Origin of the sequence: Shinella agrisoli, assembly GCF_046557955.1 — a bacterium.
In the GTDB taxonomy this organism is placed as follows: Bacteria; Pseudomonadota; Alphaproteobacteria; order Rhizobiales; family Rhizobiaceae; genus Shinella.
In genome coordinates this window covers 188,654-210,112 of record NZ_JBJIEP010000005.1, presented here as the reverse complement: position 1 = coordinate 210,112, position 21,459 = coordinate 188,654, and the positions used below count along the sequence as shown (strand labels likewise).

Sequence of the window (21,459 nt, the reverse complement as noted above, 5' to 3'; positions counted from 1 at the left end):
CCCCTCGCAGTCCTATGCAACTGCCTTTTCCCGCCCAGCCCTGTCGAAAGCCGCGCGCATCTCGGCCTCGCGGGCTCTTGCCCGTTTCGCCGCATCCTCCTTCACCGGCCCGTAACCGCGAATCTCGCCGTAAAGCGAAAGAAGCGCAACGGCGGCGTCGAGGCTCTCGCGGCGAAGGTCCCGAAGCACACGGTCGACCAGCGCTTCGTAATCGGCGATGAGCTGGCGCTCCATGCGGCGCTCCGCCGTGCGGCCGAACGGGTCGAAGGCGGTGCCGCGCAGGCCCTTCAGGCGGGCCAGCACCCCGAACACCGGCAGCACCCAGCGACCGAAGCGCCGCTTGCGCGGCCGGCCGTCGGCGTCCTCCCCCTTGAGGAAGGGCGGCGCGAGATTGAAGGCGATGCGGTACCTGCCTTCGAACTGCTCGGAAAGACCCGCCTTGAAGGCGGGATCGGTGAAGAGGCGCGCCACCTCGTATTCGTCCTTGTAGGCCAGGAGCTGGGCGTAGACATGCGCGACGGCGCGCGCCAGCCGGTCGTCGGGACCGAGCGCCTTTTCGGCCCTGCGCACGCGGTCCACCAATGCCTTGTAGCGGGCGGCGAGGGCGGCGTCCTGGTAGGCCGTCAGGTGTCGAATGCGATGGGCGATCAGGTCTTCGGTCGCCATCGTCTCCAACGTGGCGACCGGCTTGCCGGGGTGCAGCAACCGCTCGGCGCGGGCCGGATCGGCGGCGATCAGCCGGCCCCAGCCGAAGGCCGAGAGTGTCGCATCGACCGCAACCCCGTTCAAGGCGATCGCCTGCTCGATCGACTGGCGGGTGAGCGGGATGAGCCCCTTCTGCCAGGCAAAGCCGGTCATCAGGATGTTCGTCGCCATGGCATTGCCGGCAACCCTTTCGGCGATCGTCGTGAAGTCGAGGAAGTGCGAGGGCTCGCTGAGCGCGGCACGCACCGTGCCCTCCACATCGCGGCGGCGGAAGTCGAAGTCGCGCTTGCGCACGAAATCGGCGACCGGCGTCAGCCGCGTGTTGACCACGCCCGTCGTGCGGTGGTGGTCGCAGAGCGTCACCGCATCCCTGGAAGCGGCCACGACGTCGTCGGCGGCGATCAGGAGGTCCGCGCCGCCGGTGATGATGCGCGGCGAGGAGACGTCCTGGTCATGAAGGCCGATGCGCAGGTGGCTCATCACCGCGCCGCCCTTCTGGGCGAGGCCGGCCATGTCGAGGATCATCGGCGACTTGCCGTCGAGATGGGCGGCCATGCCGAGGATGGCGCTGATCGTCAGGATGCCCGTGCCGCCGATGCCGGCGATGGCGATGTTGTAGGCGCGGTCGCCGATCTTCACGACCTCCGGTTCCGGAATGCCCGTCATGTCCGGGTTCGAGCGCGCCGCCTTGCGCAGCCGTCCGCCCTCGACCGTCACGAAGGACGGACAGAAGCCCTTGAGGCAGGAATAGTCCTTGTTGCAGGTCGACTGGTTGATCCTGCGCTTGCGGCCGAGCTCGGTATCGAGCGGCTCGACGGAGACACAGTTCGACTGGGTGGAACAGTCGCCGCAGCCCTCGCAGACGGCCGGGTTGATCATCAGGCGGACCGGCGGGTCCTCCATCAGGCCGCGCGAGCGCCGGCGGCGCTTTTCCGCCGCGCAGGTCTGGACGTAGACGATGGCCGAACAGCCGGGCGCCTCGCGAATGTCGCGCATCACCCGGTCCATCTCGTCGCGGTGGCGCACGATGACGCCGGGCGCAAGCGTGGAGGGCGAATAGGCTTCCGGATGGTCGGAGACGAGGTAGATCGGCTCGACGCCCTCGTCGTAGAGCTGGTGCGTCACCGCCTCGGGGCTGAGCGGCCCGTCGACGGGCTGCCCGCCGGTCATCGCCACCGCGTCGTTGTAGAGAAGCTTGTAGGTGATGTTGACGCCGGCCGCGACCGACTGGCGGATCGCCAGGATGCCGGAATGGTAATAGGTGCCGTCGCCGAGATTGACGAAGATGTGCTTCTCGTCGGTGAAGGGCGCGATGCCGGACCACGGCACGCCCTCGGCGCCCATATGGGTGAAGGTCGTGGTGTTCCGGTCCATCCACTGCACCATGTAGTGGCAGCCGATGCCGGCCGTCGCGCGGCTTCCTTCGGGCACCTTGGTGGAGGTGTTGTGCGGACAGCCCGAGCAGTAATAGGGCACGCGCTCGATGGGGGCGGTGTGCGACTTGCGGATCTTCTCGCGCTCCAGGAGATAGGCGAGCTCGTCGGCGATCACCTTCTTGAGGCCTGCGTCGAACTCGAAATGCAGGAGCCGGTTGGCGATCGCGCGCGCGACCATGCCGACCGTGAGCGCCTGCGAGAGCGGCAGAAACGGATGGTCCTCGTGGTCGAACTTGCCGATGATGCGCGGCCGTTCGCCGTGGTGCCAGTTGAAGAGCTGCTGCTTGATCTGGTTCTCGATGATCTCGCGGCGCTCCTCGACGACGAGCACCTCCTCCAGCCCCTGCGAGAACCGCCGCACGCCCTCCGGCTCCAGCGGCCAGGGCATGCGGACCTTGTAGATGCGCATGCCGATCTCGGCCATCTCGGCAGGACCGAGCGAAAGCTCCTTCAGCGCCTGGAGCACGTCCTCGTAGGCTTTTCCCGAAGCGATGATGCCGAAGCGGGCGCGCGGCACGTCGTGCGTCACCTCGTCCACCCGGTTGGCGCGGGCAAACGCGATGGCCGCATAGCCCTTGTAGGTCTGCAGCCGCTCGTCCTGCGGCAGCGGCGGATCGGGCCAGCGCAGGTTCAGCCCGTCCGGCGGCAGCTCGAAATCCTCCGGGATGACGAACCGGCGCCGCTCGCCGGCAAGATCGACGGACGCGGTCGTCTCGACCGTGTCGGAAATGAACTTCATGCCGACCCAGCAGCCGGAATAGCGGGACATGGCCGTGCCGAGCAGGCCGTATTCGACGAATTCGTGGATCGACGAGGGATAGAGCACCGGGATGAGCGCCGACATGAAGGCGTGGTCGGACTGGTGCGGAATGGACGACGATTTGGCCGAATGGTCGTCGCCGGCGAAACAGAGCACGCCGCCGTGCTTCGAGGTGCCGGCGGCATTGGCATGCTTGAAGACGTCGCCGCAGCGGTCGACGCCCGGCCCCTTGCCGTACCAGTAGCCGGCGACGCCGTCATAGCGGGCGCCCGGCGAGAGATGGAGCTGCTGCGTGCCCCAGACGGCGGTGGCCGCCAGGTCCTCGTTGACGCCCGGCCGGAACACGACGTCGTGCGCCGCCAGGTGCCTGGCCGCCTTGGCAAGCTGCTGGTCGTAGCCGCCGAGCGGCGATCCGCGATAACCCGAGATGAATGCGGCGGTGTTCAGCCCCGCGGCGCGGTCGCGCCGCATCTGGACGATCGGCAGGCGCACGAGCGCCTGGATGCCGGAAAGGAAGATTCTGCCTTCCTCCGCCGTATACTTGTCCTCGAGAGAAAAGCTCTGCTTCAGCATGACTTCCTCCTCGATGGCCCTCCTCCACGAAAGCCATCCTCCTAATGTAGGAGCTTACGCAGAGATTGGGAGGAGCGCGTCCTTATTTTCGGGCTGGCGGATCATGCTTTTAGGATGGCGTCCGCAAAGAGGGCCGCCCGGCGCAAAGCCATCCTATTTCACCGTCAGAGCGGCACACGGTGCGTGTTCTTCAATTCGTCGAGCGCGAAGCTGGAATTGACGAAGCCGACGCCCGGCAGTTTCAGGAGCGCCTTCTTCAGGATCTCCTCGTACTGGCGCACGCTGCTCGTCAGCACGCGCAGCACGTAGTCGTGCTCGCCGGTCATCGAGTAACACTGCACGACTTCGGGCATGTTCTTGACCGCCCTCTCAAACTCCAGAAGGGTCTCCTCGTCGTGCTGCTTCAGCCGCACGAAGCAGAAGACCGAGACCTCGAGGCCGACGAGCTTTGGATCGATGGCGACGATGCGGCCGCGGATGATGCCCAGCCGCTCCATCTCCTTGATGCGCCGCCAGCACGGCGTGTGGCTGAGGCCGACCCGCTCGCCGATCTCGGCGACCGTCAGTTCCGGCTCGCTTTGCAGGAGCCGCAGGATCTTGCGGCTCGTCTCGTCCATCGCGCCCTCGCCCATGGCTTCATAGAAGCCCGCGGGAGGAGAGGTTGCGCATCAGCGCGGCGATGCCGAAGGTCCAGGGCGGGCATTCGGTGGAGAGGCGGACGATGTTGGCGAGCGCGCCCAGTTCCGCATTCGAGATCGTCACCCGGTCGCCGGTCTTGTGGGTAAAGCCCTGCCCCGGCGCGTCGCGGTCCTCGACGGGCGCGAAGAGCGTGCCCATGAACAGCATGAAGCCGTCGGGATATTGATGGTGCCGGCCGATCGTCTGGGAGACGAGGTCGAGCGGGTCGCGGCTGATCTCGCGCATGGTGCTGCGGCCCTTGAGCACGAATCCGTCCTCGCCCTCGATCAGGAGGTCGAGGTCGGCCCTGCGCACGTCGTCGATCGAATAGGTCTCGTCGAACAGGCGGATGAACGGGCCGATGGCGGAGGAGGCGTTATTGTCCTTCGCCTTGCCGAGCAGCAGGGCCGAGCGGCCCTCGACGTCGCGCAGGTTCACGTCGTTGCCGAGCGTCGCCCCCTTGACGCGCCCACCGCTGTCGACGGCGAGCACGATTTCCGGCTCCGGGTTGTTCCACTTCGAGACCGGATGCAGCCCGACCGAGGCGCCCCAGCCGACGGAAGAGAGCACCGGCGCCTTGGTGAAGACCTCCGCGTCCGGCCCGATGCCGACCTCCAGATACTGCGACCAGACGCCTTCCTCGATCAGCGCCGCCTTGACCCTCGCCGCCGCGTCCGAACCGGCCTTGAGGTCGCGCAGGCTGTCGCCGATGATGGCCGTGACGCGGCCGCGCACCTTTTCCGCCAGCGCCGGATTGCCCGCCGCCTTCTCCTCGATCACGCGCTCGATCATCGAGCGGGCGAAGGTGACGCCGCAGGCCTTCACCGCCTGGAGATCGCAGGGCGCCAGCAGATGCATCCGGGAAAAATTGCCGGCGCCTTCGACGGAGGCCTCCAGCACGGCATCGAGCGTGCCGAGCGCTTCGCAGGGCGCGGCGCGGGCGATCGCAACCGGGTCGTCCGCCTCCAGCAGGTCCCGCATGGTGGGTATGGTCTTGGACGTGATGTCACAGAGCTTGCCGTCCCGCAGCACCACGACCGCCGGCCCCTGCACATCCGGCCGCCAGACGCGCCCGACAAAGGTTCCCCGCGAAAAATCTCCTGCCGTCATCGTCACGCGCAGCTCCTCCCGAATTGCTCGCCTGGAGTTCTAGACCGAAAATGGCGGCCGCGAACAGGGCGAAGAAGAGGACTTGCGGTGAAATGCAGGATGAAAGGGACGGCGGGCCGGTGCACCGCCGTCCGACGCATGGTTCATGCCGGGCGGGTGCGCACCGCCGAGACGATGGTGAGCGCGGCAAGGAAGAGCACGGCGCCGCTGGCGACGAAGACGCTCGTCACGCCGCTGGTATCGAACATCGCCCCGCCTGCTGCCGCGCCCGTTGCGATGGCGAAGTTGATCGCCGCCACGAAGAGGCCGCCGGCGCTTTCGGCCTCGTCCGGCACCGCGCGGGTGATCCATGTGGACCACGCGACCGGCACGGCGCCGAAGGCCAGGCCCCAGAGCGCGACCATGGCCGCGTCGCCGGCGAGGTTGCCGCCGAAGGCGGAGAGCGAGAGCGCCAGCGCGCCCATCACCACCGGCATGATCGAGAGCGTGAAGCGCATGGAGCGTTCGAGCAGCACCGCGCCGAGATAGTTGCCGAAGAAGGTGGCGACGCCGAAGCCGAGCAGCACGCCCGAGACGCCTTCGACGCCGACGCCCGTCACCGTCTCGAGGAAGGGGCGGATATAGGTGAAGAAGGCGAAATGGCCGGTGAAGACGAGCAGGATCGCGAACATGGCGAACCCGACGCCCGGCCGGGCCAGCACCTCGACCAGCGTGCCGAAGCGGGAATGGCCGTGCGGCGGGAGCGAGGGAAGCGTCGCGAGCTGCACGAGAAGCGCCAGCGCGCCGAGCACGGCCGCCCCGAGGAAGACGTTCCGCCAGCCGATGATGTCGCCGACATAGCTTCCCACCGGCGCGGCGAAGACCGTGGCGGCGGAAACCCCGAGGAACATCACCGAGAGGGCCTTGGCCACATAGGCTTCCGGCACCAGCCGCATCATGGTCGCCGCCGACAGCGTCCAGAAGCCGCCGAGGGCTATGCCGAGCAGCACGCGGCCGACGAGCAGCATGGCAAGGTTCGAGGCCATGGCGACCAGGAGGTTCGAAAAGATCAGGAGGACCGACAACCCGAGCAACACCAGCCGCCGGTCGAGCCTGCGCGTCGCCACCGTGACCACGAGGCTGGTCACCAGCGCGACCGCCGCGGTCGCGGTCACCGCCTGGCCGGCCATGCCTTCGGAAATCCTCAAGTCCGCCGCCATCGGCGTCAAAAGGCTCGCGGGCAGGAACTCCGCACCCACGAGCCCGAACACGCCGAACGTCATCGAGAGCACGGCCCCCCAGGCCGGGCGCGCGTCCGCTTCGCTTTCCGGCGCCGCGATTGTTGCATCCGTCATCTGCCATCCCTTTCCTATTGCAGTGCGTGCTCCAACAGGTGGGTTGCAACTTGAGACGCACAATGCCATTTTATCCGCAATGTTTGATCAATCGTCCGACCCTTCGAAAAATGCCCACGATCCCGTCAGCGAGCTGCTGATGGGCATGCGCCTGCGCGGGGCGAGCTACGGCCGGCTCCAGCTCACGCCCCCCTTCGGCATCCGTTTTCCGGCGGGGCCGGAAGCCCGCTTCCACTTCGTCGCGCGCGGCAATGTCCTCCTGCGCGCGCCGGGCGAGGCGACGCGCGAGCTCGGCTGTGGCGATGCCGTGCTCCTGCCGAGCGGCGAGGTGCACGAGATCGTCACCGGCCCGAATGTCCAGATCCGCGAATACGAGAGCTACGCGCGAAAGCCGCTCTGCTCGGAGGTGGCGGCGGTGGAGGCCTGCATCAAGTCCGCGGACCGGGAGAACGACGCGCTGATCTTCACCGGCCGCATGGAATTCGAGCTCGACACGCTGCATCCTTTGGTCGGCCTCATGCCGCAGGTCATGTCGGTCGGCGCGCTGATCGGCCGCCAGCCGGAGCTGATGCCGCTGCTCGACGCGATGGAGCGGGAGATGGCGCAGGAGCGCGTCGGCTCGGCCGGCATCCTCGCGCGCCTTGCCGACGTGATCGCCGCCTCCATCGTGCGCGGCTGGGTGGAATGCGGCTGCGGCGATGCGACGGGCTGGATCGAGGCGCTGCGCGATCCGCGCCTCGGCCGCGTCATCGCCGCCCTCCACCGCGAGCCCGGCCGCAATTGGACGCTCGCCGACATGGCGCGCGAGATGGGCAGTTCCCGCTCGGTCTTCGCCAAGCGCTTCGTCGAGGTGACGGGCGTGACGCCGCAGCGCTACGTGCTGGCGCTGCGCATGCGCCTTGCGGAACAATGGTTCCGCCGCGACAAGCTCGCCATCGACACCGCCGCCCGCCGCCTCGGCTTCGGCTCCCAGGCCGCCTTCGCCCGTGCCTTCAAGCGCGTCGTCGGCGAGCCGCCGGGAAGGACGCGCAAGAAGGCGGCTGCCAACGACGCGCAAAACGGAACGATAGGGGGAAGGAATGGTGCTGCTAGAGAGATTTGAACTCTCGGCCTCTCCCTTACCAAGGGAGTGACAAAACCGCGAACGCCTGAAAACCAGCACGTTCCGCAAGGGATCGAGACAGAAACTTCACGATATGTTCTCACGTATCTGTCAGGTTTCTGTCAGGCTCCGGCCTTGTCGTTTGCCAACTTGGCGCAAGGTTCGAATGGCATTCTTCCACCCGTGGCTTGGGGAGAAAGAGGTAAACGTGAATGCTGACTACGCTATCTTTTCGTCATCGGCGGAACGCGCTGCATGGCGAATCGCAACCCGTAATCTTTCCCGCGGACAGCGCGATCCAGTCAGGATGATAGCCGAAGCGATAGAGGAAGAACGGGCGCGTTGCATGGACCTTATCGAGGCCGCCGGCTTTTCCAGTGACGACCTTTCGCCCTTCATCGCCGATCCCAATGCCGACTGGTAGGAACCTTCGCGTATGAGGGGCGTTGTGCGCATGTGATCGCAACCTCCTCCAGCGATCGCGCAGGGACCCGGTCGAGCGAACGAGGGCGCTCCCGGGTCCTTTTCTTTGAACAAGCAGGCCGACCGGCATCTGACTGCTCCGGGCCAAAACGCTCGCAGGAGCCGTCAGCGCCCCGCAGCCGCGCTGCTTCCGTTCATGGCGGAGCCCCTGCCGGGTTCTGCCGTTGGGTTGCAGGAGCCTTATAGTCCAGCGTTGAATTCACAGACGTTTCCGCACAGAATTAGCCTCAACAAATGGGCATACCCACGGGCGTCGTCGATTGCACGATGGCTATGGTCATGGCCTCCGAACCAGGCCGCCGGATAGTTTTGTCGGTTGCAATGCTGATACCCCCAACCGGTTTTTGCCATTATGAGAGACGGGATATCTACGCCTGCACCATAAGTCAGGCCCGGGACACGAGGGCGGTAGAAGAGACGACGTCCCGTAAACTTTTGCAGGTACCAGTCGACCCAGGCCCCGTCAAATGAGAGAGGATGAGCCGCAAATACGGGGGTGCCGGGTCTTTTCGCGACCCAATCTGCCCAGGCGTGGATGGCGGCTTCCGGTCGCAGTTGGTCCCTCGTTGCCTCGTGCCAGGCAGATGGATGCGTTCGCCACCACCTCATTGTGTCGGCATCCTGCACGGCTTCCGGTAGAGGCTTGAGATTGACGGTGAACTCTCCCTGATCCTCACCGCTCTCACTTTGGGCGACCGAAGCAAGGCTCAGCATGGAATGGCGCCCTGGATCAGGGCCATCCGCTTCGATGTCCGTCACGATAAAACTAAGTCCCTGCTTCATTGTGTTACCTGCTCGTTTGACGCCGAGCCTCCGATACGGACAAGAACATCTGCAAGCAAGCCTCTTACGGGAACACCGGCAATCCGCTTGGGCGTAGCAAGCGCTGTCGGCCGAGGTTGCTGGATGGGAGCCTGTGTCGAGCGCATTCGCCTCGAACTTGTCCGTCGTCGATATTGACTCTGACCAGATCGAGAACATATTGAGAACAAGCCGGCGATGCGGACGCCAAATCTGAAACCAAGGGGATGATGCCTGCTGTGGCATGAGACACAGGAGAACGATGACGTGCGCCCGCTTGAAAAACACGATGAGAACCGAACCGAGATCGATGACGCGCTGGCCTGGCACGACGGGAACGCGCGGGCAGCGATCGCCACGCTGCTCGCGGACTGCGCCTATCTGCGCTGGCAGCTGGAGCTTGCAGGGCGGGCGATGAGCACCGGGTTCACCCGAGGCTGGCGACCCAAGGCAGACCGTGAATGACGCCGTCGACCGAGATAGGCGCATGCAATACGCTCCAACACCACGGCCTCCCGCCAAGGGGCTCGACGGCGAAGACAACTATCAGATACTGGTCTTCGACCGCGAGGGCGGAAACTTCCTGGGCTGCGCGCTCAAGACGGCCATGAATGGGATCACCGCCCAGGGATGGAAGGACGCCATCCAGAAATATCCCGGACGCTATCTGATCGAGGTGAACGGTCCGTACGTGCTGCGAGCCGCGACGGCACCCGTCGAAGCCCCGGATGGCCGTCTTAACGGAGCTGGCCAAATCTGCCTTTCGGACCTACCGCAATGGTACGGCCTCAGAGGGGAATGCGCCTGCGGCAAGCGCGCGGAAATCGACCGATATCACCCTAAAATCCAGAAATGGAAGGGCTACCCGCTCGACAAGATCGGCGAAAAGCTGAACTGCACAGCATGCGAAAATGCGGGCCGACCGAGAGGACAAATCAAAATCGAACCCTACAAGCTGCCGAGGTGACACGATGTCGAGACTCGCCTACACGGACCACATGGCTACAGACGATAAAGCAGACACCAACCAGCACGTCCCCGAAGAGCACTATTGCGAAGAGCCCGGCTGCGCCGAATGGGGCGGCTTCGGGCTCGCGCGCAGCAAGGGCGAGCCGGTGCGATGGTGGTGCTGGGAGCACTACCCGTACAAGGAACCCGGGTCGACGCGCTCGAGCGGCACCTTGCAGGCTTAGCAGACCCGCCCTATCTTCCGGTCCGCGACCATGAGGAGACAGCCTTGATGCCTGACCTTGCATTCATCGTTACGACTGGCCTTGTCGCGTTATCGGCCGCAGCCAGCGTTGTCATCTCCATTGCCCGTCCGTTCGTCGATCTCTGAGCCATGTCCGAATATCCAGACCTTATCGAGGCATTCAGGCGAGCGCCCGTCACCTACCTCGCCTCTGCCGCGTCGCGCGACGGAACGCCGATCGCCGCCAAGGATGATGATGGTGAGGTCCATCTGGTGCGGTGGAAAACCGGCGCGGACCTCGAGGAGGGTGAAGAGCCCTATTGGGCTATCTACGAGACCGACGAGCCGATAGAGATCGTGGAATGGATTCCGTCCCCGTTGACCGTGGACGAGATATTGAAACTCTATGGATAAGCCGTAGGGTGTGCCATGGACAACGGAAGATGGGAAGAGCCGATCACGTTTGAAACCCAGCGGCTCGGGCAGTACCGCACCATCGTGGGCGCGGCCGAGGCGGCACGGGCGCTGATGGAGGATTGGCCGGTCGAGACCGGCGATGCTCTCGCCAGAGCGAAGGAAACATGCCTTGCCGTTCTGGAAGGCAGGGAGCCGACAGCGGCCGCGAGAGAGGCGTTTCTTGCGGCAGCGGCAGAAGCCGGCGTGTTCGTGCGGCCATGACTTGTGTGGCTCCTGTTTCCCGGTATCGTACGGGAAACCTCAGGGGGCCGGGGCAATGTCAGAGAAGTACAAGCATCATCTCCGCTACAGCATGCGCGAGGACGGCACGGGCATGTGGGCCGTCTACGATATCTTCACGGGGCTCACCGCCGAACTTAACGGCGAGGTGCTGGACGGCTTGACGCTCGATGAGGCCGACATAACCGTCGACCTGCTGAACGAGGACTACATCGCCAGGCGGAAGGGGACGACGCATTGAGGTCGCTCGGTGCTGTCTCTATCTATCTCGAGTAAGCTATTGAACCTCATCTCTGGGTAGCAAGCGGTCTCGGATGCGGCAAAAGAGGAGAACGAAATGGACGTGCCAGGCATCATAATCGGCGCCGCCGTTGGCGTCAGCATGGCTGCCGCCATGTCGACCTCGTTGGGCGCGTTGATCGGCATTCCCGTTGGCATTGGAATAGGTATTGCAATGGCAATTGCAATGAACGCGACGTTCAAGCGCCGATAGCGCTCTGATCCGTCGGCCTTTTGCTATCCCGTTCATCTGCTGTTCATTTCCGCCGGAGCAGATTTCCTTCGCCGCGGTGCATGCGGCCGGAGAGGCCCGCTCGACAAGGCCCCCAGCCATTCTGGGCGGGCCTCTTTGCCAATAACCTGAGGCGCTCCGTTACGCCGGGGAGCGTTGCTCGTCAGGCAGCGGCTGGATGCGCTCCGACCGGCAGGTTTTCCACGCCGAATACAACTTTACGTAATGCAGAAACCGAATGGAAACGCCCGTCGGTTAACCTGCCAGCATGAGCAACTTCACCTATCTCGTCATCGGCGCCTCGGTCGCCAGCTTCCTGGCAACGGGCGGCTATGCCCTTGTTCCGCGAGAGGTTTACGACCCCAGCTGCAATATCAAGGGCAACGTCTCTTACAACGGCGGCCAGCGCATCTATCACGTGCCGGGGCAATACTACTACCACGACACCCGCATCAGCTTCAGCCGAGGCGAACGGTGGTTCTGTTCGGAAGAAGAGGCGCGGGCAGCCGGCTGGCGGCGTGCCGGCTATTGATGAAAGGAGGCCGCCGTTGCGGCCTCCCGTCTCGGGCTAGAGGGACACGCGTCCGCTTGCGGAAGACGGCTTTATCATCCATGGCTGCACTGCGGGCTCCTTGACGAGAACACCCTTCTTCTTGGCAAAAGCGCGAATTGCGTCACGAGCAACCCGCAGCGGCTTATGTCCGTCGTGCGCCATATGGCAGGTCTTCAAGGTCGCGTCATGCGTGACGTCGCGTTCCCGCTCCGGCCAATTCTCAAGATAGTCTATAGCATCATCGACGCTCGATATCTCTCGCACCAGGCTCCTCCCCTCCTTCAGGTAAACGGGACGATCGAACATTTTCGAGATCATTTCTGCCTCATCTGATTACGTTGGCGATCAACAAGGAGGGCGCCAGATGACAGCGCCCATTATCCATCTGAGAACGCGCGCGGAAGGATTCAAGGCCCAACCGGAGAACATGTCGGCAGGATCACTGCCGACGGTGATCGAAGGCGGTAATAGCATTTTTTGTAGCGCTTTCCTTGCTGCAGTTGGAATCAATTTCATTCAACCGGTTAACGTGACCGCAAGCCCGCGCGCGCTAAGTTTCCTTTTCAAGCACAAGGAACCTGCTGTGAACGCAATCGCTTTCCGATCCCGAACCAGTGCGCGCGCCATCACCCATCCCCTAGCGGCTGCCTTGATTGTTGCCATTGTGGTGTATCTCGCTTCACTGTTTGGGATTTTAACAAGGCCCGTAGGGTTTCTCGCCGCGCTTTGGCCAGCCAATGCAATCCTCCTGGGGTTGATGGTCAGAAAGCCGGACCTCGCCACCTTCTGGGGATGGCTCGGCGCCTTCGCAGGCTACCTCGCCGCAGATCTCTCCACAGGCGGAGATTTGAAGCTCACGCTATGGCTTACGGTGGCGAATATGTCCGGGGCGATAACCGGATACCTGCTGTTCGGACTCATCCCCGCAACCGACAGGGGAATGCAACGTCCTCTTTCCGTATTGAAGATTCTAGGAATATGCATCGTTGCAGCTTCGGTTGCATCCCTCGTGGGGGGAGGCGCGGCGCGATTGGCGTTTGGCCGCGATTTCCTGTCCGGCTTGGAATTCTGGTTTGTCACCGAATTCGTCAATGCCCTTATCATCCTGCCCGTTATGCTTACACTTCCGTTGAGTGCGAGCGGCTGGCGCACCTGGTGTTTGTCAATCGCAACCTGTAGCCGAGCGAAAGTTGCACCGCTGCTGGTCCTTTTTTGTACGGTAGCGGCCGGCGTCTGGATCGGGGGGCCGGGGGCCGTCGCATTCGTTGTTCCAGCCTTGCTTTTCTGTGCGTTGACATATTCGATCTTTAACGTCGCGTTGCTGACCATGCTTACCTGTAGCTGGCTGCTCGTCGCCATATCCGCCGGCATAATCCAGATCGATGTCCAGGGCGACCCTCTGGCAACGACATCGTCATTGAGGCTTGGCATCGCCCTGATCGCATTGGCTCCGCTAACAGCCGCCAGCATCGATACGGCGCGCCGTGAGCTTCTCGAGCAGTTGGCCTACGCGGCGAGCCGGGACGGCCTGACAGGTGCTTTAAACCGAAAGACTTTCCTGGACATGGCAAGCAAGCTGCTGGGCGACCCATCTCGGACTGCGCGCTCGATCGCCATACTCATGGTCGACATCGATCATTTCAAGCAGATCAACGACAACCATGGTCATGCGATGGGCGATGCGGTGCTTAAGGCATTTGCCAGATTTGTGTCCGATATCCTTCGGCCTGGCGACCTGTTCGGACGAATGGGCGGTGAAGAGTTCGCGATCGCGCTCCCGGGTACCGACATGGATAAAGCCGCCGAAATCTCAGAGCGGATTCGCAAAGCAACCGAGGACGCGGCGGAGGAGTTTTCCGGGCTGTCCGTCACCGTCAGCATCGGTGTTACAACGTCGGAGAGTCATCCTAGTGAAAACATCGAGGCGCTGCTCGCGACCGCCGATCAAGCACTCTACCGCGCAAAAGCTGCCGGTCGAAACCGAGTTCGTCGCGGTTGACCGCTCCGTTTCACTTCCCCGACCGCCGCGCCATCTCCAGGATCATCGCGTTGATCGCCGCCGTCTGCGCCTCCACCGCGTCCGTCAACGCCTCGATGCGCCGGCAGAGCATATGCGTGTGATCGTCGCCGCGCTTGACGCAGAGCCGCAGCGCTTCCGCCAGGGCTTCGCCAGCCGCGGACGCCCGGTTGAGCGCGGACGGATCGACGATGACGGCCGCGACCTGTGCATTGTCGGCAGCCGGCGCGGCTCTCTGCCCTTGCCAAAGGCCGAAGCGCTGGACCGCGAAGATGATCGCCAGCGTCACGCCGAAGGTGATCAGCGCGGCCGGCGGCAGATCAGCCAGTTTTTCCATGGATGCTCTCTCCCTGGTCGCGAGCGGCGCGGTGGATGTTGACGAGTTCGCCGACCGCGAAGAGCGGATAGATGGCGAGCCAGGTGCTCACGATATTGGAAGATGCGTATCCGTATGTGATGCCGACCCAGATCATGCAGCCAACCCCGGCGGAAACCTGCCGGATGTGCGGGGTGACGTCCTTGCGGGCGCCGTTGACGACGAGACCGATGAGTCGCAGGACGCCGAGCGCGACCATGATCCAGCCGAGCACGTCCTCGTCGCGGAAAATCTGGCGAAACCCCGCCCATGCCGGCTGGTCGAAGACGCGGTCCGGCAAGAGCAGCACCCATCCCCATACCGCCGTGTGCGCGGCCATGAACCACTCCATCATGCGGGGGCCGAACCGATGCTGGATGCGGATCCAGAGGCCCGGCGAGCCAGCTGCGGGGCCGCTCATCTCAGGGCTTCGCCATGGCGGCCGCATTCGTCAACTCGCCACACGCCGCCCGCACAAAGCCGCACGACCGTCCGGTCGATCTTTCGTTGATCGGCATCCGTCGCGCCGCGGGCGCCGATCAGGTCAACGCCCACGACCCGACGCAGCCCCGAGGCATCGGCCGGCGCGGAAGTCCCACATCCGGTCAGCATCCCGGCAGCCGTCATAATCGAGAGCGGCATCATCAGCCTTGCGAGCAGCTTCATTGTTCTGCCTTTCGATGGAGTTGCGGACGCTTTCCGCGCCCTGGTCACGGATTTCGGCGTAGAGCCAGATGAGGACGCCGGCGAGCGCGGCACCCAGGATGATCTTCGACCAAGGGATCATCGGCGGGCGCCCTCCTGAAACGCCTCGACGCCCTTTTTCTCGCCGTGGCTGGCAATCAGGTAGGTGCCGCCAGCGATGACCAAGACACTCGCGAACCACACCCAGCCAGGAATATCCGAAAAGCTTTCCTTGAGCGGGTCGATATAGCTCTTCGCAACGCCGAGGTTGCCGAGGATGCCGTCGAAGAACGTCCCCAGCGCCGCCGGGATTCCGACCAGGTAGGCACCGACCTTCATCAGCCAGTTGGATTTCACCTCCGGCACGCTCTGTCGCACTTGGTCGGCCGGCGCATCACTGCGCGGGAGGTTTCGCTTCGGCGCCTTGTCGAGCGCTTCGAGCATTTCGCGGTCGATCACATCGGCGACGGGCAGGCCGTTGTCATTGCGGAAGGCGAGAATCGCCGCCTTCGTCATGTCCCCGATCTTGCCGTCAAAAGAGCCGTCGGCCCGGCGGCTGCCGACCTCGGTATAGCCCAGCTCGTAGAGCCGGCGCTGGACGATCTCGACCATCGTCCTGTCGGTGTAGAGATCGGTGGCGGCGCGTTCCGCCGGCGACGGCTTCGGTTTGGCCGACGCGCTTTGTCCGGCGGCGTAGCCGGCAGCGACAAGCGCGCGCTCGAAGGCCCGCGCATGTCCGGCGATCTTCGTCGCCTTGTCCGTGCCATTGATGATCCGGCGCGCGCCTTCGTAATCGGCGCGGCCATCGCCGATGTAGTCGGAAAGCGCTTTGCCGGTGAAGCTGCCGAGCTCCATCCCGACAAACAGGATTTTGACAGCCGTGGAAAGCTCCAGCGCCTTCGACGGGTCCTTGACCAGATCGACGCCGATCAGCAGCCCGAGTTTCGAATAGTTCGCCTTGTGGGTGATCTGGACAAGGCCGCGGCCGAACCACGCCTTTCCGTCCGCGTCCTTGCGCCAGTACGGCGTCTTGACGCTCCCGAGCTTACCGGCCTTCCATGCCGTTCCCAGACGCTTGATGACCGTCTCGTCCGATGGATTGCGGTCCTTGCTGGATGCATAAACGGTTTCCTTCACCGGCTGCATCTGGCCGCCCGTCTCGTGATAGGCCGTTGCGAGAATGTAGGCGAGATGACGAAGTGGCGTCCCTCGCGTTTCCGCCTCGTCAAGAATGGCTTCGGTGCCCTGCACCTGGGCCTGGGATAGAGAGGTGCCGAAAATGCCGGACGTGCGAGAGCGCACGCTGGCGTAAAACGCTGCGCGGTTCATGGTGGAGTCCTTTCTTGAAATGGCTCGACTTTAAAGCGAGTTGGTGGAATCCTTCCTAAAAGAGGAAGGATTTCATGAGTGTTTTTTGCGTTTCTATTTCTATCGCCGACAAGAACATTGACGGCAGGACGTGTGAAGAACGGCGCCAGTCGGTGTTCGATGCCTTCCACACGGACGGAAGAGGATTATGGCAGGAGATGACGTCGTTCTTTTTGGTCGAATCCGAATTGAGCGCTGTCGACCTCGCGAAAAAGGTTTCGTCCAGACTAAGCAGAACGGACGACTTTTTGCTGGTTTTTGATCCGTTCGACATGACGGTCGGCTACTTCGGGCCGTTTACATCGCCAGAAGTGCTGGAGTCATACTTCACCCATACGACCAGGGTGTAGGAATTGAAAAGGCGGAGAGGAACCGCGACAATGGCGTATGGGCAAATGTCCCTTTCAGGTTCCGATACGCCAGCCATCGTCCGATGCAAGAACTTATAAACCCGTGTCCACAACGATTTTAGCGGTAGTGTCCGACGCCGCGGTCAAGGTCCCGGGCATGCCAACGATGGCGTCATCAACAGCGATGACCATACCGGCCGTCTTACGGCCGATCCGTGAGAACGACATCGAGCCGAAGATTCCCACCGATGGGGCGGGCACAACCTTAAATGATCCGCTAGACGTAATGGTCGGCTTTCGAATTTTCTCAGAATAGTGAAGTGTTCCGCGGACCTCAGTCGAGGTTTGCGCGAATACCGCGCCGAATTCCGTGTTGCCGTCGTCGGCAGCAGAGATGACTTCGCGGAAAACCTTACAACGCGCCAATTCGGCGGAGTAGCCGCCTCGCTCGCTCAATGTCTCGAATGGCGTCGATACTGGACCATACTCGACTTGGATGGAAGCAAATCCAATCTCTTCCGTCTCATTGGCAGGACTAACGATAAAAACTTCGAGACAATGGTCCCCATCGGCTCCGAGTATCTTTCCCGAGATCGATGGGAGACGGAACGTCTTGCTAAAGCGCACCCAGTCACCTAACGAAACAACATCAATCGACTTGATCTGGCTGACGACGGGCTTCGATCCGCCTTCGCCAAAGTGCTGCCGGACGAAGACATTTAGTGCGCCGCCGCGAGCCTTGTAAACGGAACCCGAGATCGTGACGGTACGAGAACTGAAATGCGTAACGTCGTGGATGCGATGGATGATGCCGGAATTGTCGCCGGGGATAGTCGTGACAAGCTTGGCAAAGTACCGTGGGTTGCCAGGAACATCCGTTTGGCCGAGCGTGAATTCCTCGCGCGTCAGAGTGCCTTTTGCACCGGAAAGATTAAGCCACCATCTGTCGGCCGCCTGAGTGACGTTCAGCGAGAAGCTGGTCCCGTTTTGCCAGACATCAAATCCGCCATTGATGGCGAGGTTTCGCAGACTAGATGGATGCCCAGCCTCATTTGCTAGGACGAAGGCACGATCAATGATACCTTGTTGATCGATCGAATAGTCTGGTCCTGCGTTGGCATCTAGTTGGACACGGTTGCCGTAGTATACCAACTCTTTCACGCGGCCCATCTGGCGATAGAAGAAGTCCCAATCGGCTGCTGAGGTGGTGTCGCGCGCAAAATTGTTCGTGATGATCACATTGTCGACGTCAACGGTTTGCACCGCAACGTTGCCGACTGCAGTGCCGTGTGTGTTGACCATCGAGTTTTCGGTGAAGACAAGTTGGCCGGAGGGAACGCCGCTATTGTCAATATCGACGTCCGGCAGCAACTCGCCGCTTCGATTATTCCCCTCGAAAAAACACCCCTTAACGATGAGGGAATTCACGAGGTATCCTTTAATAGCCTGCTTTTGGGAGTTCTGAATCGCAGCGCCTTGAATCGTCAATGCTGTGGTGACGCCGTTCGCGCCGGGGCCGGTCGGCTCCATCAATATGCTGGCCTCACCGGAAAACTCGTACCTACCCCCCACCAACTGCGACGATGTTCCGTCAAGGATATGCACATTGTGGGTACGGGCGCCCATGACGTAACAATCGTAGAGGCCCCAGGCAAACCCGGTGATTTTGACATTCGTGTCGCAAGACCAGACCGTCACACGCCGCAGTTCGCACAGCCGGACGCCACGCTCCATGGATACGCCAATTTGGCCGGGCGTGGCGTCGTGCGCCGTCCAGGTTGTGCCATCTCCAACTATTGCAATATCTCTGAGCGCAACGCCGGCGTGCCATCGCTCATTGCTACCAAGCGTAACGATAGTGCCGGAACCGGATGCACTCAGTACAGTCAGGAGAATCCCAGCGCCGCGAAGTTCCACGCCGGTCGGCACCTCAATGACGCCCGTACTGACCTTATAAATTCCCGGCGGGATATCGACGGGATAACTAGCTATATCCACATTATCAGCAAGCAATGTCGCAATTTTCCTTGCCGCATAATCAATAGCAGATTGGATTGCCGGTGCTGCGTCCGTCCTATTGTCGGCAACAGCGCCCCAGTGCTGCGGCGTTGGAACACCCGCCGGAGACCACCTCGCGCCATCAGCGGTCTTCAAAGCCGTACCCGCGGCGTCGCGAACATAATCCAGCGCCATTCCTGCGTGAGTAACAGAAATACGCGCGACAAAGGCCGGAACGTGCTGCGCGGTAGCATTCGTCCGAGCACCTAGGTCGTGGACATTTGCTGCAAGGTGAAGAGTCGTACTCGTCGTCTTTTCGGCGGCAACGCGAAGATCATCAGTGATGACCTGGCGCCCCAGCGTTGCCATGACACTCCCACCAATGAACGCGCGACGGTCCATTAGATCGTGAAGCCCTTTGATGAAATCACAAAAATCAACCCGCACCCTTCCGCCAACACCAGTTCCACCAATAAAGCCACTTCAAAAACCAAAAAGAAAGAGAAAGAAGAATCGCCCTTGGGCATTGAGGGTCGCGGATAACTCTGGCGATTTGCGGTTGCAGCTTTATGGGCTAGACTCCCCGGTCCGCCGATGCTTTCCTTCTCCTAGGCACGGTCAGCATCGCGATCACAACGATGCCGCGCTTGGTTCTGCTTTTGCAGAGTAGCTCTTTTGCGCGGCCTCCCCTCCTGGAGGCGAGGTGTCATTCCTGCCAGTCGGTTGCGTAGGCAGGACGAAAATGCTTAGTGAGAAGCCTCACGAATGCGGGTGCAGGAGTATTCCTATGGCTAAAGAAAAACTATTGTTTGTCGGAAATTGCCAGAAAACGCTCATAGCGAGAATGGCAGAAATTCTCGCACTGGACGCTGATGTGCAAGTCGTTCACTCGTCCCATATCATTAAGTTCGGAGCGAAGGAATACCGCTCGTTGCTGGATGACGCAGATGTGGTTTTCACTCAGCCACTAATAGGAGAAAAATTTGAATTCTTCCAGGATTCTGATGTTTCCGCATCACATCGAAAAGTTATCAAATTCCCTTCTTTGTCATTCAATGGATATCACCCTGACTGTGTTTATCTAGGATCCGGAAAATATAAGTCGCCAATCGGAGACTACCATTCATCAATCGCAGCCTTAGCATTCAACTTTAAATACAGCACCGATGACGCTATAAGGCTTTATTGCAATGAAGTATACGAAGGGATAGGTTATTATTCGTTATTTGAGAGTGAGGTAGCGCGCCTATCAAATAGCTTAAAGCGGTTTGGGATAGAAATCTCACGAGACATAGGGGAGTTGATGGCGTCAAGCCGTATGATGCATACCATCAACCATCCCACTGCGCAGTTGTTATCCCTATTCACCACGGCTCTGTTGAAAAAAGCGGGGGTCCCGTGCCGAGATACCGACGCTGACCACTATGTAGTCGATACCTTTCCTGAAAGCACTGTTTTCCCCGTGTTTCCGGAGGTCGCAGCTAGGCTCGGCCTTCGCGGAGGATATGTCTTCAAGGCCGACTTAAAAGCAGCTTCGAACGGTCGCCAGTTCTACGAACTTACCGACTTCGTTGAAGGCTCAATGGCAAAATACGCAGGGATGGGAGAGGAGGTGCTTGCCAACCCTCGATTCACACCGAAGTATGTGGAGATGGCTAAAAACATCTTCGAGCGCGTACTCGAAAAGCAAGCCAAAGTAGAGAAGCCTGCGCGGAGACATCCCTATGCCGGACTACCAAGCTATCAAAATTGGATGAAAAGCTTCAAGAACGTCCAGGCACAAGACGTAGACCTTGCTGTTGATTGCTTTCCCTTTATTAAGCCTAGCGATAAAATCGCGACTGCTGGGAGCTGCTTCGCCCAGCACATAGCTAAGTCCCTTTCATCGAGCGGCTACAACTATTTTATTGCGGAAAGCCCCGCTGTCCCTATGTCGCGGGCGGAGGCGTTCAACAATGGATACGGTGTATTCTCGGCGCGTTATGGGAACGTTTACACTGCAAAACAACTCCTCCAACTCTTTGATCGAGCTTTCGATGCATTCGACCCAATTTTGCCAGATTGGTTTAGAGACGATGGCCGGGTGGTGGATCCGTTTCGTCCGCAGGTGGCTGCGGAAGGCTTTGCCGACAACGGAGAGATGCTTTCTGATCGAAAAAGGCACCTGCTATCGGTCAAGCGAATGTTTAAGGAACTGGATATATTTATTTTTACGCTCGGCCTTACGGAAGCATGGCGGCATAAATCCACCGGCGCCATCCTACCCATAGCTCCAGGGGTTGTTGCAGGCACCATGAGCGAGGATGAGTACGAGCCGGTTAACTTTAGATATGACGAGGTATACTCGGATATGGCCGAGTTTCTCGATAAGTTGAAGGCAGTGAACCCGAGGGCTGAGGTATTGCTCACCGTTTCTCCTGTCCCGCTCATGGCAACGTTCGAGCCTCGCCATGTCCTTGTTTCTACCACTGTGAGCAAGTCAATTCTACGGTCTGCCGCGGATCAATTGGTAAGAAGGTACGGCTTTACTCATTACTTTCCATCATATGAAATCATCACTGGAAACTACACCCGCGGAGAATATTTCGCCGAAGACCTTCGGGAAGTTAAGCCCGAAGGGGTTTCCCACGTCATGACTACATTCCTTAAACATTGCGTCCATCCCATTACAAAATCCATTGAGGCGCGTGACGAGCTTGAGCAACTAGACCAGATAATATGTGACGAAGAAGCTCTAAACGTATAAATGTAAT

The 21,459-nt window shown here is 61.2% G+C and carries 24 protein-coding genes; 13 read left to right on the top strand and 11 right to left on the bottom strand.

Translation table 11 applies throughout. The features are described 5' to 3' along the window. Nucleotides 1–12: 12 nt before the first annotated feature. The 4 genes from ACIIOY_RS06780 to ACIIOY_RS06765 form a co-directional block, all read right to left on the bottom strand. On the bottom strand, nucleotides 13–3,474 hold the full coding sequence (locus ACIIOY_RS06780; RefSeq protein WP_411033874.1) for an indolepyruvate ferredoxin oxidoreductase family protein: 3,462 nt from the start codon (nucleotides 3,472–3,474) through the stop codon (nucleotides 13–15). Between the two features lie 164 nt (nucleotides 3,475–3,638). Next, nucleotides 3,639–4,091, bottom strand: coding sequence for an Lrp/AsnC family transcriptional regulator (locus tag ACIIOY_RS06775; RefSeq protein ID WP_411033873.1), 453 nt, complete (start codon nucleotides 4,089–4,091; stop codon nucleotides 3,639–3,641). A 19-nt stretch (nucleotides 4,092–4,110) separates the two neighbouring features. Then, on the bottom strand, nucleotides 4,111–5,262 hold the full coding sequence (locus ACIIOY_RS06770; RefSeq protein WP_411033985.1) for a fumarylacetoacetate hydrolase family protein: 1,152 nt from the start codon (nucleotides 5,260–5,262) through the stop codon (nucleotides 4,111–4,113). A 143-nt stretch (nucleotides 5,263–5,405) separates the two neighbouring features. Continuing rightward, nucleotides 5,406–6,596: an MFS transporter gene (locus tag ACIIOY_RS06765; RefSeq protein ID WP_411033872.1), complete on the bottom strand. Its 1,191-nt coding sequence runs from the start codon at nucleotides 6,594–6,596 to the stop codon at nucleotides 5,406–5,408. 79 nt (nucleotides 6,597–6,675) lie between these two features. Here ACIIOY_RS06765 and ACIIOY_RS06760 point away from each other — a divergent pair, with 79 nt between their 5' ends. Then, a complete protein-coding gene (locus tag ACIIOY_RS06760) occupies nucleotides 6,676–7,698 on the top strand; it encodes an AraC family transcriptional regulator (RefSeq protein WP_411033871.1) in 1,023 nt (340 codons plus the stop codon). Between the two features lie 166 nt (nucleotides 7,699–7,864). Further along, the gene (locus ACIIOY_RS06755) at nucleotides 7,865–8,122 is read left to right on the top strand and encodes a hypothetical protein (RefSeq protein WP_411033870.1); all 258 of its coding nucleotides are present in this window, start codon (nucleotides 7,865–7,867) and stop codon (nucleotides 8,120–8,122) included. A 239-nt stretch (nucleotides 8,123–8,361) separates the two neighbouring features. Here the strand turns inward: ACIIOY_RS06755 and ACIIOY_RS06750 are convergent, their stop codons facing one another. Continuing rightward, a complete protein-coding gene (locus ACIIOY_RS06750) occupies nucleotides 8,362–8,964 on the bottom strand; it encodes a DNA polymerase III subunit epsilon (RefSeq protein ID WP_411033869.1) in 603 nt (200 codons plus the stop codon). A gap of 285 nt (nucleotides 8,965–9,249) precedes the next feature. On the opposite strand from ACIIOY_RS06750, the gene ACIIOY_RS06745 reads away from it, so the two are divergent. The 8 genes from ACIIOY_RS06745 (at nucleotide 9,250) to ACIIOY_RS06710 (ending at nucleotide 11,913) form a co-directional block, all read left to right on the top strand. Then, the gene (locus tag ACIIOY_RS06745; RefSeq protein ID WP_411033868.1) at nucleotides 9,250–9,447 is read left to right on the top strand and encodes a dehydrogenase; all 198 of its coding nucleotides are present in this window, start codon (nucleotides 9,250–9,252) and stop codon (nucleotides 9,445–9,447) included. A gap of 22 nt (nucleotides 9,448–9,469) precedes the next feature. After that, entirely contained in the window at nucleotides 9,470–9,949 is a 480-nt protein-coding gene (locus ACIIOY_RS06740; RefSeq protein WP_411033867.1) for a hypothetical protein, read from the top strand. A gap of 4 nt (nucleotides 9,950–9,953) precedes the next feature. After that, the gene (locus ACIIOY_RS06735; protein WP_411033866.1) at nucleotides 9,954–10,175 is read left to right on the top strand and encodes a hypothetical protein; all 222 of its coding nucleotides are present in this window, start codon (nucleotides 9,954–9,956) and stop codon (nucleotides 10,173–10,175) included. Between the two features lie 149 nt (nucleotides 10,176–10,324). After that, complete coding sequence (locus tag ACIIOY_RS06730) at nucleotides 10,325–10,588, top strand: hypothetical protein (RefSeq protein WP_411033865.1); 264 nt, start codon at nucleotides 10,325–10,327, stop codon at nucleotides 10,586–10,588. 15 nt (nucleotides 10,589–10,603) lie between these two features. After that, nucleotides 10,604–10,852: a DUF982 domain-containing protein gene (locus tag ACIIOY_RS06725; protein ID WP_411033864.1), complete on the top strand. Its 249-nt coding sequence runs from the start codon at nucleotides 10,604–10,606 to the stop codon at nucleotides 10,850–10,852. A gap of 55 nt (nucleotides 10,853–10,907) precedes the next feature. Then, the gene (locus ACIIOY_RS06720; protein WP_411033863.1) at nucleotides 10,908–11,111 is read left to right on the top strand and encodes a hypothetical protein; all 204 of its coding nucleotides are present in this window, start codon (nucleotides 10,908–10,910) and stop codon (nucleotides 11,109–11,111) included. A 96-nt stretch (nucleotides 11,112–11,207) separates the two neighbouring features. Then, complete coding sequence (locus ACIIOY_RS06715) at nucleotides 11,208–11,363, top strand: hypothetical protein (RefSeq protein ID WP_411033862.1); 156 nt, start codon at nucleotides 11,208–11,210, stop codon at nucleotides 11,361–11,363. A 286-nt stretch (nucleotides 11,364–11,649) separates the two neighbouring features. Then, a complete protein-coding gene (locus ACIIOY_RS06710; protein ID WP_411033861.1) occupies nucleotides 11,650–11,913 on the top strand; it encodes a sunset domain-containing protein in 264 nt (87 codons plus the stop codon). 36 nt (nucleotides 11,914–11,949) lie between these two features. On the opposite strand, the gene ACIIOY_RS06705 is transcribed toward ACIIOY_RS06710, so the two are convergent. Beyond that, entirely contained in the window at nucleotides 11,950–12,252 is a 303-nt protein-coding gene (locus ACIIOY_RS06705) for a DUF982 domain-containing protein (RefSeq protein ID WP_411033860.1), read from the bottom strand. Between the two features lie 46 nt (nucleotides 12,253–12,298). Here ACIIOY_RS06705 and ACIIOY_RS06700 point away from each other — a divergent pair, with 46 nt between their 5' ends. Beyond that, entirely contained in the window at nucleotides 12,299–13,933 is a 1,635-nt protein-coding gene (locus ACIIOY_RS06700) for a GGDEF domain-containing protein (protein ID WP_411033859.1), read from the top strand. Nucleotides 13,934–13,943: 10 nt separating this feature from the next. Here ACIIOY_RS06700 and ACIIOY_RS06695 read toward each other — a convergent pair whose 3' ends face one another. From ACIIOY_RS06695 to ACIIOY_RS06680, 4 genes are all read right to left on the bottom strand, one after another. Beyond that, on the bottom strand, nucleotides 13,944–14,288 hold the full coding sequence (locus tag ACIIOY_RS06695) for a hypothetical protein (RefSeq protein ID WP_411033858.1): 345 nt from the start codon (nucleotides 14,286–14,288) through the stop codon (nucleotides 13,944–13,946). Then, nucleotides 14,272–14,727, bottom strand: coding sequence for a hypothetical protein (locus ACIIOY_RS06690; RefSeq protein WP_411033857.1), 456 nt, complete (start codon nucleotides 14,725–14,727; stop codon nucleotides 14,272–14,274). Before ACIIOY_RS06690 ends, ACIIOY_RS06695 begins: the two co-directional genes overlap by 17 nt. Then, nucleotides 14,724–14,972: a hypothetical protein gene (locus ACIIOY_RS06685; protein ID WP_411033856.1), complete on the bottom strand. Its 249-nt coding sequence runs from the start codon at nucleotides 14,970–14,972 to the stop codon at nucleotides 14,724–14,726. Before ACIIOY_RS06685 ends, ACIIOY_RS06690 begins: the two co-directional genes overlap by 4 nt. Nucleotides 14,973–15,089: 117 nt before the next feature. After that, complete coding sequence (locus ACIIOY_RS06680) at nucleotides 15,090–16,319, bottom strand: peptidoglycan-binding protein (RefSeq protein ID WP_411033855.1); 1,230 nt, start codon at nucleotides 16,317–16,319, stop codon at nucleotides 15,090–15,092. Between the two features lie 74 nt (nucleotides 16,320–16,393). Between ACIIOY_RS06680 and ACIIOY_RS06675 the strand changes: the two genes are divergently transcribed. Continuing rightward, nucleotides 16,394–16,708, top strand: coding sequence for a hypothetical protein (locus ACIIOY_RS06675; protein WP_411033854.1), 315 nt, complete (start codon nucleotides 16,394–16,396; stop codon nucleotides 16,706–16,708). A gap of 93 nt (nucleotides 16,709–16,801) precedes the next feature. Here the strand turns inward: ACIIOY_RS06675 and ACIIOY_RS06670 are convergent, their stop codons facing one another. Then, complete coding sequence (locus tag ACIIOY_RS06670) at nucleotides 16,802–19,075, bottom strand: right-handed parallel beta-helix repeat-containing protein (protein WP_411033853.1); 2,274 nt, start codon at nucleotides 19,073–19,075, stop codon at nucleotides 16,802–16,804. A gap of 418 nt (nucleotides 19,076–19,493) precedes the next feature. Here ACIIOY_RS06670 and ACIIOY_RS06665 point away from each other — a divergent pair, with 418 nt between their 5' ends. Continuing rightward, nucleotides 19,494–21,452, top strand: a complete 1,959-nt coding sequence (locus ACIIOY_RS06665; protein WP_411033852.1) for a GSCFA domain-containing protein — start codon at nucleotides 19,494–19,496, stop codon at nucleotides 21,450–21,452. The last annotated feature ends 7 nt before the right edge of the window (nucleotides 21,453–21,459 follow it).